The organism is Pseudomonas mosselii, assembly GCF_019823065.1.
Taxonomy (GTDB): Bacteria; Pseudomonadota; Gammaproteobacteria; order Pseudomonadales; family Pseudomonadaceae; genus Aquipseudomonas; species Aquipseudomonas mosselii.
Map to the genome: position 1 here is coordinate 3,642,466 of NZ_CP081966.1, position 16,742 is coordinate 3,659,207.

General features: G+C 62.4%; 16 protein-coding genes. 15 read left to right on the forward strand and 1 reads right to left on the reverse strand.

The window, feature by feature from the left end; genetic code table 11:
- Positions 1–200 precede the first annotated feature (200 nt).
- The 13 genes from K5H97_RS16620 (at position 201) to K5H97_RS16680 (ending at position 15,189) form a co-directional block, all read left to right on the forward strand.
- Positions 201–1,511 carry an ABC transporter substrate-binding protein gene (locus K5H97_RS16620; RefSeq protein ID WP_028692022.1) on the forward strand — a complete coding sequence of 437 codons (1,311 nt, stop codon included), beginning with the start codon at positions 201–203 and terminating at the stop codon, positions 1,509–1,511.
- A 70-nt stretch (positions 1,512–1,581) separates the two neighbouring features.
- Positions 1,582–2,505, forward strand: coding sequence for a carbohydrate ABC transporter permease (locus K5H97_RS16625; RefSeq protein ID WP_028692023.1), 924 nt, complete (start codon positions 1,582–1,584; stop codon positions 2,503–2,505).
- Positions 2,506–2,515: 10 nt separating this feature from the next.
- A complete protein-coding gene (locus K5H97_RS16630) occupies positions 2,516–3,349 on the forward strand; it encodes a carbohydrate ABC transporter permease (protein WP_028692024.1) in 834 nt (277 codons plus the stop codon).
- A 159-nt stretch (positions 3,350–3,508) separates the two neighbouring features.
- Entirely contained in the window at positions 3,509–4,621 is a 1,113-nt protein-coding gene (locus K5H97_RS16635) for an ABC transporter ATP-binding protein (protein WP_028692025.1), read from the forward strand.
- 10 nt (positions 4,622–4,631) lie between these two features.
- Positions 4,632–6,107: a mannitol dehydrogenase family protein gene (locus K5H97_RS16640; RefSeq protein WP_028692026.1), complete on the forward strand. Its 1,476-nt coding sequence runs from the start codon at positions 4,632–4,634 to the stop codon at positions 6,105–6,107.
- Positions 6,108–6,123: 16 nt separating this feature from the next.
- Entirely contained in the window at positions 6,124–7,614 is a 1,491-nt protein-coding gene (gene xylB, locus K5H97_RS16645) for a xylulokinase (protein WP_028692027.1), read from the forward strand.
- 41 nt (positions 7,615–7,655) lie between these two features.
- Positions 7,656–8,600 carry a carbohydrate kinase family protein gene (locus K5H97_RS16650; protein WP_028692028.1) on the forward strand — a complete coding sequence of 315 codons (945 nt, stop codon included), beginning with the start codon at positions 7,656–7,658 and terminating at the stop codon, positions 8,598–8,600.
- A gap of 176 nt (positions 8,601–8,776) precedes the next feature.
- Positions 8,777–9,076, forward strand: a complete 300-nt coding sequence (gene hxsD / locus K5H97_RS16655) for a His-Xaa-Ser system protein HxsD (protein WP_028692029.1) — start codon at positions 8,777–8,779, stop codon at positions 9,074–9,076.
- Positions 9,073–10,560: a His-Xaa-Ser system radical SAM maturase HxsB gene (gene hxsB / locus K5H97_RS16660; RefSeq protein WP_028692030.1), complete on the forward strand. Its 1,488-nt coding sequence runs from the start codon at positions 9,073–9,075 to the stop codon at positions 10,558–10,560. Before hxsD ends, hxsB begins: the two co-directional genes overlap by 4 nt.
- A gap of 5 nt (positions 10,561–10,565) precedes the next feature.
- The gene (gene hxsC, locus K5H97_RS16665) at positions 10,566–11,795 is read left to right on the forward strand and encodes a His-Xaa-Ser system radical SAM maturase HxsC (protein ID WP_028692031.1); all 1,230 of its coding nucleotides are present in this window, start codon (positions 10,566–10,568) and stop codon (positions 11,793–11,795) included.
- Positions 11,792–12,400, forward strand: coding sequence for a His-Xaa-Ser repeat protein HxsA (hxsA, locus tag K5H97_RS16670; RefSeq protein WP_036986456.1), 609 nt, complete (start codon positions 11,792–11,794; stop codon positions 12,398–12,400). Before hxsC ends, hxsA begins: the two co-directional genes overlap by 4 nt.
- A gap of 471 nt (positions 12,401–12,871) precedes the next feature.
- The gene (locus tag K5H97_RS16675; RefSeq protein WP_028692032.1) at positions 12,872–13,294 is read left to right on the forward strand and encodes a hypothetical protein; all 423 of its coding nucleotides are present in this window, start codon (positions 12,872–12,874) and stop codon (positions 13,292–13,294) included.
- Positions 13,295–13,365: 71 nt separating this feature from the next.
- Positions 13,366–15,189: a hypothetical protein gene (locus K5H97_RS16680; protein WP_028692033.1), complete on the forward strand. Its 1,824-nt coding sequence runs from the start codon at positions 13,366–13,368 to the stop codon at positions 15,187–15,189.
- 99 nt (positions 15,190–15,288) lie between these two features.
- Here the strand turns inward: K5H97_RS16680 and K5H97_RS16685 are convergent, their stop codons facing one another.
- Positions 15,289–15,498, reverse strand: a complete 210-nt coding sequence (locus K5H97_RS16685; protein ID WP_028692034.1) for an AbrB/MazE/SpoVT family DNA-binding domain-containing protein — start codon at positions 15,496–15,498, stop codon at positions 15,289–15,291.
- A gap of 281 nt (positions 15,499–15,779) precedes the next feature.
- Between K5H97_RS16685 and K5H97_RS16690 the strand changes: the two genes are divergently transcribed.
- Together K5H97_RS16690 and K5H97_RS16695 are read left to right on the forward strand one after the other, a co-directional pair.
- Complete coding sequence (locus K5H97_RS16690; protein WP_028692035.1) at positions 15,780–16,343, forward strand: hypothetical protein; 564 nt, start codon at positions 15,780–15,782, stop codon at positions 16,341–16,343.
- Positions 16,340–16,729 carry a hypothetical protein gene (locus K5H97_RS16695; RefSeq protein WP_036986459.1) on the forward strand — a complete coding sequence of 130 codons (390 nt, stop codon included), beginning with the start codon at positions 16,340–16,342 and terminating at the stop codon, positions 16,727–16,729. Before K5H97_RS16690 ends, K5H97_RS16695 begins: the two co-directional genes overlap by 4 nt.
- Positions 16,730–16,742: the final 13 nt, after the last annotated feature.

The following is a 16,742-nucleotide window of genomic DNA, read 5'->3' on the forward strand; positions in this document are numbered from 1 at the left end:
GCGTTAACGCTGAAACCCTGGGGCCGCTGCGCGCCCCTTTCGCGACACAAGGCCGCTCCCACAGGGAAATACCTAATCCCGGCACAGCAAAAAAGTATCGGTCAAGGTGCAGGCGAGGCTTTGTCGGCGTCGTCGCACAACGGTGTAATCGGCAGCGAGCGACACAAAAACAATAACGTCATCCCCGATGGAGTTCACCGATGAACGACTCGATCAAGGCCTGCCTGGCCGCCGCCTGCCTCAGCCTGCCGCTGCACACCCAGGCCGCCGAGACCCTGACCATCGCCACGGTCAACAACAACGACATGATCCGCATGCAGCGCCTGGCCAAGGTGTTCGAACAGCAGCACCCGGACATCCAGCTCAAGTGGGTGGTGCTCGAAGAGAACGTGCTGCGCCAGCGCCTGACTACCGACATCGCCACCCAGGGCGGGCAGTTCGACGTGCTGACCATCGGCATGTACGAAGCCGCGCTATGGGGCGCCAAGGGCTGGCTGGCGCCGATGACCGACCTGCCCGCCGACTACCACCTCGACGATGTGTTCCCCTCGGTGCGCAACGGCCTGTCGGCCAACGGCACGCTGTACGCCTTGCCCTTCTACGCCGAAGCCTCGATCACCTACTACCGCAAGGACCTGTTCGAGAAAGCCGGGCTGAGCATGCCCGAGCAACCCACTTGGACCCAGCTCGGCGAGTTCGCCGCCAAACTCAACCACCCCGACCAGGGCCAGTACGGCATCTGCCTGCGCGGCAAGGCCGGCTGGGGCGAGAACATGGCGCTGATCGGCACCGTGGCCAACGCCTTCGGCGCGCGCTGGTTCGATGAGCAATGGAAACCCGAATTCAGTGGCAGCGAGTGGAAGAACGCGCTGAACTTCTATGTGACCACCCTCAAGCAGTACGGCCCGCCCGGCGCCTCCAGCAATGGCTTCAACGAAAACCTCGCGTTGTTCAACAGCGGCAAGTGCGCGATGTGGGTCGACGCCAGCGTCGCCGGCTCGTTCGTCACCGACAAGAGCCAGAGCAAGGTCGCCGACCAGGTCGGCTTCACCTTCGCGCCCAAGGAGGTCACCGACAAGGGCGCCACCTGGCTGTATTCCTGGGCCCTGGCGATTCCCACCAGCTCCAAGGCCAAGGACGCCGCCAAAACCTTCAGCACCTGGGCCACCTCCGAGGCCTACGGCAAGCTGGTGGCCGAGCAGGAAGGCGTGGCCAACGTGCCACCGGGCACCCGCGCCTCGACCTACAGCGACGCGTACCTGGCCGCCGCGCCGTTCGCCAAGGTGACCCTGGAATCGCTCAAGCGCGTCGACCCCAACCACCCCACCCTCAAGCCCGTGCCTTATGTGGGCATCCAGCTGGTGACCATCCCCGAGTTCCAGGCCATCGGTACCCAGGTCGGCAAGCTGTTTTCCGCCGCGCTCACCGGGCAGATGAACGTGGACCAGGTGCTGGCCTCGGCCCAGCAATCCACTGAACGCGAGATGAAGCGCGCCGGCTACCCCAAGTAGCTCGCACCGCCGTAGACCGCGCCGTCCTGCGGCGCGGTGACCGCCCCTTTCCGATGCACACGGAGTCGCCATGAACACATCGGCCCTCGACACCCCGAGCCTCGCCACCGCGCGCCCCGGCAAACGCCGCGTCGGCCCCGGCTGGTTCCTGGTCAGCCCTTCGGTGGCGCTGCTGCTGTTGTGGATGATCGTGCCCCTGGGCATGACCCTGTATTTCTCGCTGATCCGCTACAACCTGCTGTACCCCGGCGAAAACCAGTTCGTGGGCATTGAGAACTTCGCCTTCTTCGTCACCGACGCCGGCTTCATGCCCGGCGCCCTCAACACCCTGACCCTGGTCGGCAGCGTGCTGGCGATCAGCGTGGTGCTCGGCGTGCTGGTCGCCGCGCTGCTGGAGGCCGGCGAGTTCTGGGGCCGCGGCGTGGTGCGGGTGCTGCTGATCTCGCCGTTCTTCATCATGCCCACGGTCAGCGCGCTGCTGTGGAAGAACCTGATCTTCCACCCGGTGTCGGGCATCCTCGCCGCCGTGTGGCGCCTGTTCGGCGCGCAGCCGGTGGATTGGCTGGCGCACTACCCGCTGCTGTCGATCATCCTGATCGTGTCGTGGCAGTGGCTGCCGTTCGCCATCCTGATCCTGATGACCGCCATGCAGTCGCTGGACCAGGAACAGAAGGAAGCCGCGCGCCTGGATGGCGCAGGCCCCTTGGCGATCTTCTGGCACCTGACCCTGCCGCACCTGGCCCGGCCGATCGCCGTGGTGGTGATGATCGAGACGATCTTCCTGCTCTCGGTGTTCGCCGAGATCTTCACCACCACCAGCGGCGGCCCCGGATACGAGTCCACCAACCTCGCCTACCTGATCTACAACCAGGCGCTGCTGCAGTTCGACGTCGGCATGGCCTCGGCCGGTGGCCTGATCGCCGTGCTGATCGCCAATATCGCCGCCATCGTGCTGGTCCGCATGATCGGCAAGAACCTCACCGCGCGCAGCTGAGGAGCCCGCCATGCTGACACTCAAGCAAACCCGCACCCTGAAGAACGCGCTGCTCGGCCTGCTGTGCTGGGCCATCGCCCTGGTGATCTTCTTCCCGATTTTCTGGATGCTGCTGACCAGCTTCAAGACCGAGCTGGACGCCTTCGCCACGCCGCCGCAGTTCCTCTTTGCGCCGACGCTGGAGAACTACCTGCACATCAACGAGCGCAGCGACTACTTCGCCTACGCCTGGAACTCGGTGCTGATCTCGTTCTCGGCGACCCTGCTGTGCATGCTGATCGCGGTGCCTGCGGCCTACTCGATGGCCTTCTTCGAGACCCGCCACACCAAGCGCACGCTGCTGTGGATGCTGTCGACCAAGATGCTGCCGCCGGTGGGCGTGTTGATGCCGATCTACCTGCTGGCCAAGCAGTTCGGCCTGCTCGATTCGCGCCTGGCGCTGATCATCGTCTACACCCTGATCAACCTGCCGATCGTGGTGTGGATGGTGTACACCTACTTCAAGGACATCCCCGTGGACATCCTCGAAGCCGCGCGGCTGGACGGCGCCGGCACCTGGCAGGAGATCGTCCGCGTGCTGCTGCCGATCGCCCGCGGCGGGCTGGCCTCGACCTTGCTGCTGTCGCTGATCCTGTGCTGGAACGAGGCGTTCTGGTCGCTGAACCTGACCTCGTCCGCCGCCGCGCCGCTGACCGCGTTGGTGGCGTCCTATTCGAGCCCTGAGGGGCTGTTCTGGGCCAAGCTCTCGGCCGTCTCGACCCTGGCCTGCGCGCCGATCCTGATATTTGGCTGGATCAGCCAGAAGCAGCTGGTGCGTGGGCTTTCGTTTGGGGCAGTCAAATGACTCCTCTATCAGGGGCTGCTTTGCAGCCCAATCGCGACACAAGGCCGCTCCCACAGGGGATCGCGCACGCCTGTGGGAGCGGCCTTGCGTCGCGAAAGGACCGCGAAGCGGTCCCGGCATTCCCGCATCCAACCCCGACTTTCGCCGAGGACACCCCCCATGGCTGACCTGAAAATCCGCAACCTGCACAAAGGCTTCGATGGCCACGCCATCATCAAGGGCATCGACCTGGACGTGCGCGACCGCGAGTTCGTGGTGTTCGTCGGCCCCTCCGGCTGCGGCAAGTCCACCCTGCTGCGCCTGATCGCCGGCCTCGAGGAGGTCAGCAGCGGCAGCATCACCCTCGACGGCACCGACATCACCGACACCGCCCCGGCCAAGCGCGACCTGGCCATGGTGTTCCAGACCTACGCCCTGTACCCGCACATGACCGTGCGCAAGAACCTGTCGTTCGCCCTGGACCTGGCCGGCGTCGGCAAGCAAGAGGTGACAGCCAAGGTCGACAACGCCGCGCGCATCCTCGAGCTGCAACCGCTGCTCGAACGCAAGCCCCGCCAGCTCTCCGGCGGCCAGCGCCAGCGGGTAGCGATCGGCCGGGCGATCGTGCGCAACCCGAAAATTTTCCTGTTCGACGAGCCGCTGTCCAACCTCGACGCCGCCCTGCGCGTGCAGATGCGCCTGGAACTGGCACGCCTGCACCAGGAGCTGGCGGCGACCATGATCTACGTGACCCATGACCAGGTCGAGGCGATGACCCTGGCCGACAAGGTGGTGGTGCTAAACGGCGGGCGCATCGAGCAGGTCGGTTCGCCGCTGGAGCTGTACCACCATCCGGCCAACCTGTTTGTCGCAGGGTTTCTGGGGACACCGAAGATGGGCTTTTTGCGTGGGCACCTGAGCCGCAACCAGGGCAACCAGTGCGAGGTGGCGCTTGAGTGCGGCGCCCGCATCGCCCTGCCGTTGTGCGCGGGGGAACTGCATACCGGTAGCCAGGTGACGCTGGGGATTCGCCCCGAGCACCTGAACATCGACCGCGCCGGGCAAGGTATCCAAGGCTCGCTGCAGGTGACCGCCGATGTCAGCGAGCGACTGGGCAGCGACAGTTACTGCCATATGCGCGCCGCCTCCGGGGAAATGCTCACCGTGCGAGTGCGCGGGGATTTCGCACCAGCCTTTGGCGAGGCGCTGGAACTGACCTTCGATCCCGCCCATTGCCACCTGTTCGACAGCAACGGCCAGGCCCTCGACAAACGCCTGCAACAAGCGGCCTAAGGACTCCAGGATGAAACTGAACCAGCACAACCTCGGCCAACTGCCGCCCACCGTCGCCCGCCCCTCCTACGACCGCGCCCAACTGCGCCAGGGCATCGTGCACATCGGCGTCGGCGGCTTCCACCGCGCCCACCAGGCCGCCTACACCGACGCCCTGATGAACGGCGGAGAAGGCCTCGACTGGGCCATCTGCGGCATCGGCTTGCGCGGCGAAGACCGCGCCATGCGCGACGCCCTTGCCGGCCAGGACCACCTCTACACCCTGTTCGAACTGGGCGACCAGCCCGACACCAAGGTCCGCGTGATCGCCGCCATCAACGGCATGCTGCTGGCTGCGGACGGCGCCGAACCGCTGCTGGCCAAACTGGCCGAACCCAATATCCGCATCGTCTCGCTGACCATCACCGAAGGCGGCTACTGCATCGACGACAGCACCGGCGAGTTCCGCATCGACCTGCCACAGATCCAGCACGACCTGGCCAACCCGCAATCCCCGCAAAGCGTCTTCGGCTACCTCTGCGAAGCCCTGCGCCGCCGCCGCGAAGCCGGCACCGGGCCGTTCACCGTGATGTCATGCGACAACCTCCCGCACAACGGCGACGTCGCCCGCAAGGCCCTGTTGGCCTTCGCCCAGCGCCTCGACCCCGACCTGGCCGACTGGGTCGCCAGCCACGTCAGCTTCCCCAACGCCATGGTCGACCGCATCACCCCGATGACCAGCCCCGCCCACCGCCAGCAACTGCGCGAGCGCCACGGCGTCGACGATGCCTGGCCGGTGGTGTGCGAGCCGTTTTTGCAATGGGTGGTGGAAGACACCTTCGTCGCGGGCCGCCCGGCCTGGGAGAAAGTCGGCGTGCAGTTCACCCGCGACGTCACCCCCTATGAAGAGATGAAGATCAAGCTGCTCAACGGCAGCCACCTGGCCCTCACCTATCTGGGCTTTTTGCAAGGCTACCGCTTCGTCCACGAAACCCTCGCCGACCCGCTGCTGCGCCGCTACATGCGCACCTTCATGGACCAGGACGTAACCCCACAACTGGCCCCGGTGCCCGGCATCGATCTTGAGCGCTACAAGCAAAGCCTCGGCGAACGCTTCGCCAACCGCGCCATCGCCGACCAGCTGGAGCGCGTGTGCTCCGACGGCTCGTCGAAGTTCCCCAAGTTCATCGTGCCCACCGCCAACCGCCTGATCGCCGACGGCAAGCCGCTGGAGCGCGTGGCCCTGGTGGTCGCCGCCTGGGCCCTGTACCTGCGCGGCGAAGACGAGCACGGCAACCGCTACAGCATCCCCGACCCCCGCGCCGCCGATTGCCAGGCCCGGGTGGTGCAACGCGACGGCCTGGCCGCCCGGGTGCTGGGCGACGAGGCGATCTTCGGCAGCGCCATCCCCGCGTCCAAGGCCTTCGTCAGCGCCTTCGAGCGCCTGTACGACAGCTTGCGCGAAGTCGGCGTGAGTGAAACCCTGCGCCAGGTCCTCGGCGACTGACACGGAGTGTTTCGAAATGGACGGATTGTTCCTCGGCATCGACTGCGGCACCCAGGGCACCAAGGCCCTGGTGCTGGACGCTGGCAGCGGCCAGGTGCTCGGCCTGGGCAGCGCCGCCCACGCCCCGCCCCAGGGCCGTGACGGCCGGCGCGAGCAGGATCCCGCCGACTGGCTAGATGCCTTGCGAGCGGCGGTGGCCGCTGCCTTGCGTGAAGCCGGTGTGGATGGCCACGCGATCCACGCATTGGCAGTGTCCGGCCAGCAACACGGCCTGGTGATGCTCGACGCCCAGGGCCAGGTGCTGCGCCCGGCCAAGCTCTGGTGCGACACCGAGAGTGCGCCCGAGAACCAGGCACTGCTCGATGCCCTCGGCGATGCCCAAGGCTCGCTCGAACGCCTCGGGCTGGTGATCGCGCCAGGCTATACCCTGTCCAAGTTGCTATGGACCAAGCGCCATCATCCCGATCTGTTCGCCCGCCTCGCCCATATCCTGCTACCCCACGACTACCTGAATTACTGGCTGACCGGTCGCGCCTGCACCGAACCCGGCGACGCCTCCGGCACCGGCTACTACGATGTGCGCCGACGGACCTGGGCGCCCGATGTCCTTCAGCACATCGAGCCAGGCGAGCGTCTTTGGGCGGCGCTACCTGAGCTGGTCGAATCCGGCGATTGCATCGCCCCCCTGCGCGAACAGGCCGCCATTGCCCTCGGCCTGAGCCCGCAGACCTGGGTGGCCACGGGCGGCGGCGACAACATGCTCGGCGCCATCGGCACCGGCAATATCGCCCCCGGCATGATCACCCTGAGCCTCGGCACCTCCGGCACCCTGGCCGCCTACGCCGACCAGCCCCACGTCAGTGCCCAGGGCGAAGTGGCGACCTTCTGCGCCTCCAGCGGCGGCTGGCTGCCGTTGATCTGCACCATGAACCTCACCAGCGCCTGCGCCTTGGTGCGCGACCTGCTGGAGCTCGACCTCGACCGTTTCACCGCCCTCGCCGCCCAAGCCCCGATCGGCGCCGACGGCCTGCTGATGCTGCCCTTCTTCGACGGCGAACGCGTGCCCGCGTTGCCCGAAGCCACCGCCAGCCTGCACGGCATGACCAGCGCCAACCTGAGCCGCGCCAACCTCTGCCGCGCCGTGCTCGAAGGCACCAGCTTCAGCCTGCGTTACGGGCTCGACCTGCTGCGTACCAGCGGCCTCCAAGGCAGCGAAATCCGCCTGGTCGGCGGCGCGGCGAAGAGCCCGCTGTGGCGCCAGACACTGGCCGACCTGCTCGGTCTGCCAGTGGTGTGCCCCCAACAGACCGAAGCCGCCGCCCTGGGCGCCGCGATCCAGGCCGCCTGGAGCCTCGGTCGCCAACTAGGCCAGGGCGACAGCCTCGAAACCCTGTGCAAACGCTGCGTCGCCCTCGACGAAAGCACCCGAACCCTGGCCCGTCCGGCACAGCAGGCCGCGTACGAGGTCGCCTATCAACGCTACCGGGAGCAACTGCCTGCACGCTGAGTGCGGGTATCCTTCCCTTGTCTTTCGTTCTGGAGAACTGCATGTACCTGGTGTGTGGCGAGGCCCTGTTCGATGTCTTCAGCCTGGAAAACAGCAGCCGCAGCAGCGAGCTGGGGTTTACCGCGATTGCCGGCGGGTCGCCGTTCAACGTGGCCGTCGGCCTGCGCCGGCTGGGCGTGGCGTCAGCGTTGTTCGGCGGGTTGTCCAGCGACTACCTCGGTGCCCGGCTGCGCCGGGTGCTGGAAGAGGAACGGGTAGACTGCCGCTATGTGGTAACCAGTGATGCACCGACCACCTTGGCCATGGTCGGGCTGGATGCCGATGGCTCGGCGCAGTATCAGTTTCGCGGTGAAGGCTGTGCGGATCGGCAGGTGACGCTGGCGCATCTGCCGGAGCTGGATGAGCATGTGCGGGGAATCCATGTGGGTTCGTACACCCTGGTGGTGCAGCCCGTGGCCGATACGCTGATGGCGCTGGTGGAGCGCGAGCGGGACCGGCGGCTGATCAGCCTTGATCCGAATGTGCGGCTTAATCCGCAGCCGGATGTGGCGCTGTGGCGGCGGCAGGTGGAAGCGTTTGCCGGGCATGCGCATGTGATCAAGGCCAGTGAGGAAGATATCGCTCTGCTCTATCCGGGCCGGGAGACTCGTGACGTGGCGCGGGGCTGGCTTAACGAACGCTGCCGGTTGGTTTTCATTACTCATGGAGCAGACGGTGCCAGTGTGCATTGCGCGCACGGCTCATGGCAGCGCCCAGCGGATACCTCGTTGCCGGTATGCGACACCGTAGGCGCCGGTGACACCTTCCAAGCTGCAGTGCTCGCCTACCTCGCACGCCTCGGAGCAGACAGCCCAGCCGGTGTGGCGAAGCTCTCCCATGAAACCATCGATGCGATCCTCGCCTACGCAATCCATGCCGCAGCGATCACCTGCTCCCGAACAGGCCCGGATCTGCCCTTCGAGCATGAACTACCACCGACATTCTGAGGATCATCCATAGCCTGGGAAGCTTTCATACAACGCTTCCCACTCTCATCATTTTTCCTATACCGCCCATCAAAATCCTGACTGAATGTATGCAAATGTAAAAAAATATGATGGCACTATGCCTCGTTAGCCGGCAAAATCCATAGATTCCCAATGGATTTGAAGGATCGGTTCCAATGACATGGCCAGTCATTCTGAAACTCGACAGCGCAGCCTATTCCCTAAGCGTGGTGCAACGAACCGCTTATGCCTTGGCTGAAACAGTCGCGATTCAGATCGGCATTGAAGCTGACCAGATCAGCCTCACTGCCTTCCCTGCTAAAGCGAAAGCCATCCTGCCTCAGGAGCAGGCGCATTCGCTGATCCTCCAGCATTTAAATGACTTTGCCCTACGTGATCACATCAACCGTGAGACAGCTGGGTTGCGTGAGGTGCTGGCTCGAGCAGCGCTTGCTGGATGCGGAGTTTCGCGGTGACACTGATTGCGAGCGACGCTAACGGCTACCGTCTGCTACCCTTTCGCTTCATGCGCCTGAACACCGCAAATGAACGTGACATTTTGCTCACCTCCGATACAGGCGAGTACATGCACGTGAACGACGCGCAGTTGCGGGCCCTCAGTTACTTCGACATAGAAACAGGCACACCTTTCTACAAGGACCTGCTAGCTCGCCATTTCATCTACGAACCGACACGTCACGACCCTTTTCCCGAAATGGCGGCGCAATATCGCAGCCGCAAAGACTTTCTTTTCCAGGGCCCAGCCCTGCACTTGTTCGTTGTAACGCTACGCTGCAACCACACCTGCCAGTACTGCCAAGTTTCGCGCGCACCGCTGGGTGGCTCAGGCCATGACTTATCGGAAGCGGATGCACTCGCTGCTGTTGATCGCTTGTTCGAGTCGAACGCTCCCGCCCTGACAGTGGAGTTCCAGGGCGGCGAGCCACTTCTGGCCTTCGAACGTGTACGCCAGATTGTCGAATGGGTAGCTGCACGAAACTTGGTCGAGCAACGAGATATTCAGTTCGTCATTACCACAACGTTGCACCACCTGACAGACGAAGTACTCGACTTCGCAAAACAGCACCGCATCCAGTTCTCGACGTCCCTCGATGGACCGGCGCCCTTGCACAATGCCAACCGCCCAACGCCTTCACGAGACTCTTACGAGCGCACCGTGGAAGGCATAAAACGGGTCCGTGAGCATCTTGGACACGACGCAGTCTCCGCACTGACAACGTTGACTTCTCGAAGCCTTGAACAGCCTGAAGCTATCATCGACGAATACGTAAAGCAGGGTTTTTCCAGCATTTCACTTAGACCGCTCAGCCCTTACGGGTTTGCTTCCAAGAGTGCACATCGCCTTGACTATCCGATTGAGCAGTACCTGACCTTCTACACGAAGGCGCTGGCCTATCTGCTGAAGATCAACCAGCAAGGAACCTACCTGTCGGAGAGCTACACCAGCTTGCTGCTGAAGAACATCCTGACGCCCTTCTCATCCGGCTATGTCGACCTGCGCTCACCCGCCGGCGCGGGTACAGCGGCGCTGGTCTACAACTATGACGGTTACGTCTACCCGTCGGACGAGGCTCGGATGCTGCTGGAGATGGGCGAAGACGGTTTAAGGTTGGGCACAGTCCAGCAACCCTTGTCAGAACTTTTGGCCTCACCCGTTATGGAGGCGCTACTTGCCAGTGGCGTCGCGGAGGCATTGCCAGGCTGTTCGGATTGCGCATTGGTTCCCTACTGCGGCGCAGACCCGGTCGAACATTATGCTCGCCAAGGTGATCCGATCGGACACCGGTTGTTCAGCAGTTTCTGCAAGAAGAACATGGGGCTGTTAAAGCACTTGTTCGGCTTGCTACGCGACGGAGATGACAACGTCCAAAGGGTACTGCTGTCCTGGTTGAGCAGGCGCTCATACATCGATGTTCGCTTCCCAGGCTACAGGGGCTGAGGACGATGCTGCGCAAAGATACCCACTTCGAAATTCAATACCTGAATGAACCAAAGCTGCTCAAGGTCATCACCCTGGATGAGTTCATTGAGCAAGGAGTCGCAGTTTGCGCCGGTACCGCGCAATTCAATGATTTGCTGCTCTGGTTACCCAACGAAGATCTTGAACGAAATCCACATCTGCTTTCATTGCCAGTGGGCGGTTTCCTGACCCCAGAGGCACTCACTAGCCCGTTCGACAATGGCAGACTGCACCTGCATTCCCCCAAAGATCCGGATGTCGTTCAACCTGGCGATGTCATTGCCTTTACCCCTGGCAATGCATTGGTAAGAGTGCTCTATCGACGCGGGTCAGACAGTAACCTGCTGTTCATGACGGATCGTTGCAACAGCCTCTGCCTGATGTGCTCGCAACCGCCTAAAGATATCGATGACCGCTGGCATATCGAGGAAAACCTTCGACTGATCGACCTTATGGATGCAGGCGAGGAAAACCTGGGGATCAGCGGCGGAGAGCCCACACTTTATCGCGATGGCCTGCTTGAGATTCTGGCCAAGTGCAAAACCGTTTTGCCGCAGAAGTCCATACATGTGCTCAGCAATGGTCGGCTGTTCAAAGATCCGAGCTGGATCGCAGCCCTCGCGGTCCTAGGCCACCCACAGTTGAGTTGGGGCATCCCGCTGTATGCCGACAACGCAGTCGACCATGACCATGTAGTTCAGTCCCCGGGCGCCTTCAGCGAAACCGTGCAAGGACTCTATAACCTCGCACGCGCTAACCAGATCATTGAGATACGCGTGGTACTCAGTCGCCTGACCACACCACGCTTGCCTGAATTAGCCCATTACGTGTTCAGGAACCTCCCCTTCGTACGGCACGTTGCGTTGATGGGTATCGAAAGTACTGGTCTGGCCAGAAAGCACTACGAGGAGTTGTGGATTGACCCGGTGGATTATCAAGAGGCATTGAGCCAAACCGCCTATTTCCTCTTCAACCGTGGGATGCCGGTTTCGATCTACAACCTGCCCTTGTGTTTGACCCCACCCCACCTCTCACGATTCGCCCGCCAGAGCATCTCCGACTGGAAAAACCTGTTCATCGATACCTGTCAGCAATGCGCTGCCGTCAAACATTGCTCAGGGTTCTTCAAATCCCACACTGACCGCTGGCAGAGCCGCGGCGTACGACAACTATCGACCGAGGCCTTTAGCGCCTATGCAAGGAGTGCACAGTGAAATTGCTTGACCGCTGGAAAATCCTGATCAGTGGCATCACCTTGTTGCCGATGGCTGGTACCACATTGGCACAGGCGGGCCATACACCGCTTGCCGATGCGAACTGGCAACCAAGCGACAAGCTGCAGCCTCCAGTCTTTGCCGATACGCTCAATGCCGCAGACGCAGTGAACATTTATGCGGCACATCGCTCGCACAGCTCACATCGGTCCCATAGCTCCCACAGTTCCCATTACAGCGGGTCCGGTGGCTATAGCGCGCCTCGTTACTACAGCCCGCCCGCAACGAGCACGCGGAGCTACAGTGCGCCGAGTACTTCGCACAGTACTTCAGGTAGCAATAGCCTTTATCAGTCGACCGGCACTGCTCCCGGAGCGAGCCCGGGTACGTCAAAGACCCGCGCGACTAACGAACAGAAAAGCAACTTGGTCAAACGCGTACAGACTGCACTTATGGTTCGCCAGTACTATCAAGGCACAATTGATGGGGTCTTGGGCAAGGCTACTCGTGGCGCGTTAATGGCCTTCCAAATGGATAGTGCCCTGACCGTGAATGGCAGGATGGATACACCCACTCTCAATTCACTGGGGATCAAGATTCCATAAAGGCAAGGCTCACCTGACAACCCCGAGCGGGATTACCTTTTGCCCAGCAATTCAGACGCAAAGCTGCTCGATCATCGCCGCGTTATTGTCACGCGCCGATAAAGCTTGGCCACGAGCCTTGAACGGACATGGACGTCAAGGTCATGGTCAAGCAACTCCAGACCGTGGTTCATCCAGGAGGCTTTGTGTCACCGAGGCTACAAAAATCGCTCATTTTAGTAGTCCAGGGACGACAACATTAAAGAGGCGAAGGCACGTTCCGCGAAGGGCAATCGACACCATCGAAATCATCGTGGGAGCGGGCTTGCCCCGCGATGCGGGCGACACGCGGTAGGACACCTGTTGCACGCCTAATTGCAGCTGCAGGACCGCCGTGGATCGTTACACGGGTAAGTCCAAAGAATGATGTCATTCGGACATCATGCCACGCTAATCTAGGAAGACGACCAGCGAACAACAAGGAAGGACGCCATGCAGCACATTACCCAAGTCGATAACACTCTTTGGGCACTGATCAGCCGCTTGCAGGGGACGGAGCTGCGAACGCCCTCCAACGCCAGCAACACCCGTTTCAGAATCGCGGTGGTCAACAACGACCACGTAAGGGTGGTAACCGGCACGAACAACAGCTCAATCACCCTGACCCGTGCGGCCTTCCAGCAAACGCTAGATTACCTGGCCAGCAACCGACACTTCGGGGAAGCACACGCAGTGGAGATTCGCTCCAATCTAGCGCCAGAAAACGCCGGCCCGCTTTGCCACGCCGCTCGTCGCCAACCAGACGGCCGTCCAGGCACCGTCGTCATCACCTACATCCTGCCGATACTGGAACACTGCCAGGCTGTCGCCATTCAGCGCGACGCCAGGCCGACCAGCACCTGGCTGGTGCCTTGAGCCCACCCCACCTTGTACGGGGGCACCAGCTCCCTTTACCCGATACACCGTTAAAAAGGTAAGGACACACGATGGCAACCTCAGGAATCGATTGCGACGACGACTTGTTCACCAGCCTCATCAGCGCCACGCCCGAGGAAGTGGACATTCTGGTGGACATCATCACCGACTTCTCCCGGGGCCGCGCCGGCCTGGATGCGGACATCAAGAAGCAGCTGGTACAGGCCAAGTACAGTTCGCGAGCGGCGGGCTACACCGAGCAGCAGCTCGACCTGCTGGGCCATGAGCTGCAGCAGTTCGGCGGGCATTCGGCAATGAACCTGGCTCGTCGCCTGTTGAAGAAATCGGCGGTGCCCTACGCCGAGATCGTCAACGACGTGTACCAAAAGCTCAACGGCAGCGGCGCAACCAGCGTGGCGGACAAGGAACGCCAGATCGCCCTGGCGCTGTTCGGTGCCGGCTGGCGGGAGCTACCGGCCAGCGAGCGTTTCGAGCGGGCCACCAGCACCAAGGTGCTGACCGGGCTATTCAAACTCGACGAGGCGCTGCCCAAAGGGGCCGCCAGCATGATCGGCCTCTCCGCATCGCGCAGCGCGGCACTGTTCACCATGGCCGCGACCACCGGATTGCGCCTGAACCCCTTCGGCGCTGCCTTCACGGCCGGCGTGGGCCTGCATAGCAGCGTGGCTGAAGCCTACCGCGTGACCGTGCCCTTCGTTGCCCAGATGGGCTGGATCCGCCTGCGCCGGGAAGCCCCCGCCACGCCCCCGGCCACACGCCCCGACACCCAGCCAGTGGCCACCGCTTCCCAGACCACGGCCGACCTGGTGATCCAGGATGGCCAGGGCGGCACATTGCTCAAGCTCAACGTCGTGCAACGCCCGCCCGCAGGTACCCATCGCTCACTGCCAACCGACCAGATCAGTGCGCTCAACCCGCTGCTGGCCAATGTGCCCGGCCTGGCCGCCATGGGCGAGCTGGCCAGCGGCAACTACGTGGTGTGCAGCCTGCCGTTCGAGACACTGACCAAGAACGCCAACGGCGACGGCAGCGTCCGGGCCTTCGTGCGTACCGGCGGCAAGATCAGTGAACAGGCCAGCCTGTCACTGCCTGAAGACCTGCAGAACGTGCTGCTCAGTGGCGTGGTGTGGAACGCGGTGTCCTCGGCGGTGGGCCAGAAGCACTTGCACGACATCAACGAGAAGCTGGACGCCATCAAGCGTCAACTGGATGCCATGCAGCACGATCTGGACGAAAAACAGTGGGAAGAGCTGACCGGGATGTTCGAGTACACCCAAGGCGTGCTCGATCACTATCCGCAAGAAGGCATCGACAGCATTGCCCGCCAGACACTTGAGAATCAACATAGCCAGATCACCTCCCTGGCCAAATACTTCGATCGCAAGATGAACGAAGAACTGAAGCACGCCCAAGATGTGCAGGCTGACAAATTGTTCGGTGTGGACAGCACCCGCCAGGCATTGCAGGGCAGCCTGACGAAGATGGAGGGTTGGGTCAGCGGTTACCTGCAAACCGCACAGCTGCAGGTGGTCAGTTGTGCCTTGCGCTACCTGGCCGAGCCACTGCAACGCTATCGCGCCCAGGCGGCCAAGGCTCTCGAAAGTCTCGGCCAACTGGAGGAAATCGGTAACCAGAGCCGCAGCATCTACAACTCGCAGATGGAACTGACCAGCTCACGCATGTTCAGCCTCGACGCCTCGCTGAAACAAAGCTTCACGGCGCAACTGGACGGCCTGAGCAGCGTCTTGGCCCAAGGCCCGCAGGACACCCAGCAACTGCAGCAGTCGCTGTTCGATCAAGGGGAGCGTCAGGTACTGCTGCGTTATGAGAACGGACAGATCGCCGAAGCCCAACTGCTGGAGCGGGCAATCTGAGGGCGGCCAACGTAGCCTTTGGTATAAGCGGAACGGGGGATGGCACAATCAGGGCCGGGGGCGTGAGTGTGCAGAAGTTGTCTGCTGACGATCACGCTCTCAACCTTCGAAAAGCACGGTGCACTTGCGATTCGCTTGTGCCCGTGCCCGAAGATCAGCCATGCGACTCAGCAACGATGCAGGGATGGGCTGGAGACGTTCCGGGTTCTCGGTAATGTCCGTGTGCACAAGCTCAAGAATGGCTTTTTCGGCCTCCTGCGCTTCGCATTCGATGGCCAGAAGTTCCACGTTCACCCTTGATTTGGACATGTTTTGCTCCTTCATCCGAACTATGCGACAACTGCCGCATGTGCGGTCTGACCAAGGGAATGTACAGCAGAATGACTTGAGGGAAATGAGGCACAAGCCCACCGTTACATGTTTCAGAACGGGACTACATGCCCATTGCCGATCGATCGGCACAGGCGCTCGCTCTAAACCGCACCTGAACGCCGCAGGCCTTTAGCCATTAGCACAACCGCCCTAATCGACCCTACTCACCCAGCACTCGTATAGTCCCCTCTGGATTACAAAAACCAGGAAAGGACTCCATGGGTCACAAACTTCCACCCCTCTGCCAATGGCTGGCCATCCTGGCCCTCACCTGCAGCACCCCAGCCCTGGCCGCCCCTGCCTCAGGCGACTACTGGATCATCTACGGCAAAGGCGAACGCCTGCACAACGAGGTCTACGTCGCCGATGCCGCCGGCATCCTGCAAAAGCCCGGCGGCGTGCAATCGGCCCAGGTCATGCAGCTGTTCGAAGACCCGGCCTTCCCGACCCTCGCCGCCTACGAGGTGCAGGTCAAATGCAAACAGCGCCAGATCCGCCTGGACAGCGCCCGGGCGATACGTCGCTTCGACGGCGCCGTGCGCGATGTGAAAACCAACGCCAAAGACTGGGCCGCACCAAAGGACTACTGGCTGCAGCGCACCTTCGCCTTCGTCTGCGCCCCCGACAACCGCGCGCGCAACCAGATGCTGTCGATCGGCAAGATGCCGGCGGCGAAGATGGTCGCCACCATCCAGGCCATGTTCATCCAGTTGATTGGCGTGCAGGCCAACAGCCAGGCAGTGCAGGAGCTGGACGACATGCTGGCGAACACCCCACGATGAGCACGCGTCCTCTGCTGGTCCTTGGCCTGTTGCTGCCTGTGCTGGCCGGCTGCATCCCGACCCTGCCGGAGCTGATGGCGGGCAACCAATGGCAAGGGCGCGACGCCAAGCAAGCCATCGACTTCTTCGGCCCGCCCATGCGCATGGAGCCGTTGCCCAACGGCACTGGGGTGCAGTTGGGCTGGTACCGCGATACCACCTACGTGCAAAAGGAGGTGGTCGGCAGCACCGCCGAGATGCAAGGCAACGTGATGGTCCATACCAATTACTGGGACGACGTGGCCCATCCTGGCGGCTGCACGATACTGATGTCGGTGAACAAGGCGCGGCAGATTAACGACTTTTCCACCAAGGGGCGCTGTAACGGTGTGAACCTGGCGCCATAGCGGCTAGCCGAAA

Bases quoted from the DNA above. Each gene is read 5' to 3' on its own strand.
- K5H97_RS16620 (WP_028692022.1), top strand. From the start codon at position 201: ATGAACGACTCGATCAAGGCCTGCCTGGCCGCCGCCTGCCTCAGCCTG.
- K5H97_RS16625 (WP_028692023.1), top strand. From the start codon at position 1,582: ATGAACACATCGGCCCTCGACACCCCGAGCCTCGCCACCGCGCGCCCC.
- K5H97_RS16630 (WP_028692024.1), top strand. From the start codon at position 2,516: ATGCTGACACTCAAGCAAACCCGCACCCTGAAGAACGCGCTGCTCGGC.
- K5H97_RS16635 (WP_028692025.1), top strand. From the start codon at position 3,509: ATGGCTGACCTGAAAATCCGCAACCTGCACAAAGGCTTCGATGGCCAC.
- K5H97_RS16640 (WP_028692026.1), top strand. From the start codon at position 4,632: ATGAAACTGAACCAGCACAACCTCGGCCAACTGCCGCCCACCGTCGCC.
- xylB (WP_028692027.1), top strand. From the start codon at position 6,124: ATGGACGGATTGTTCCTCGGCATCGACTGCGGCACCCAGGGCACCAAG.
- K5H97_RS16650 (WP_028692028.1), top strand. From the start codon at position 7,656: ATGTACCTGGTGTGTGGCGAGGCCCTGTTCGATGTCTTCAGCCTGGAA.
- hxsD (WP_028692029.1), top strand. From the start codon at position 8,777: ATGACATGGCCAGTCATTCTGAAACTCGACAGCGCAGCCTATTCCCTA.
- hxsC (WP_028692031.1), top strand. From the start codon at position 10,566: ATGCTGCGCAAAGATACCCACTTCGAAATTCAATACCTGAATGAACCA.
- K5H97_RS16675 (WP_028692032.1), top strand. From the start codon at position 12,872: ATGCAGCACATTACCCAAGTCGATAACACTCTTTGGGCACTGATCAGC.
- K5H97_RS16680 (WP_028692033.1), top strand. From the start codon at position 13,366: ATGGCAACCTCAGGAATCGATTGCGACGACGACTTGTTCACCAGCCTC.
- K5H97_RS16685 (WP_028692034.1), bottom strand. From the start codon at position 15,498: ATGTCCAAATCAAGGGTGAACGTGGAACTTCTGGCCATCGAATGCGAA.
- K5H97_RS16690 (WP_028692035.1), top strand. From the start codon at position 15,780: ATGGGTCACAAACTTCCACCCCTCTGCCAATGGCTGGCCATCCTGGCC.
- K5H97_RS16695 (WP_036986459.1), top strand. From the start codon at position 16,340: ATGAGCACGCGTCCTCTGCTGGTCCTTGGCCTGTTGCTGCCTGTGCTG.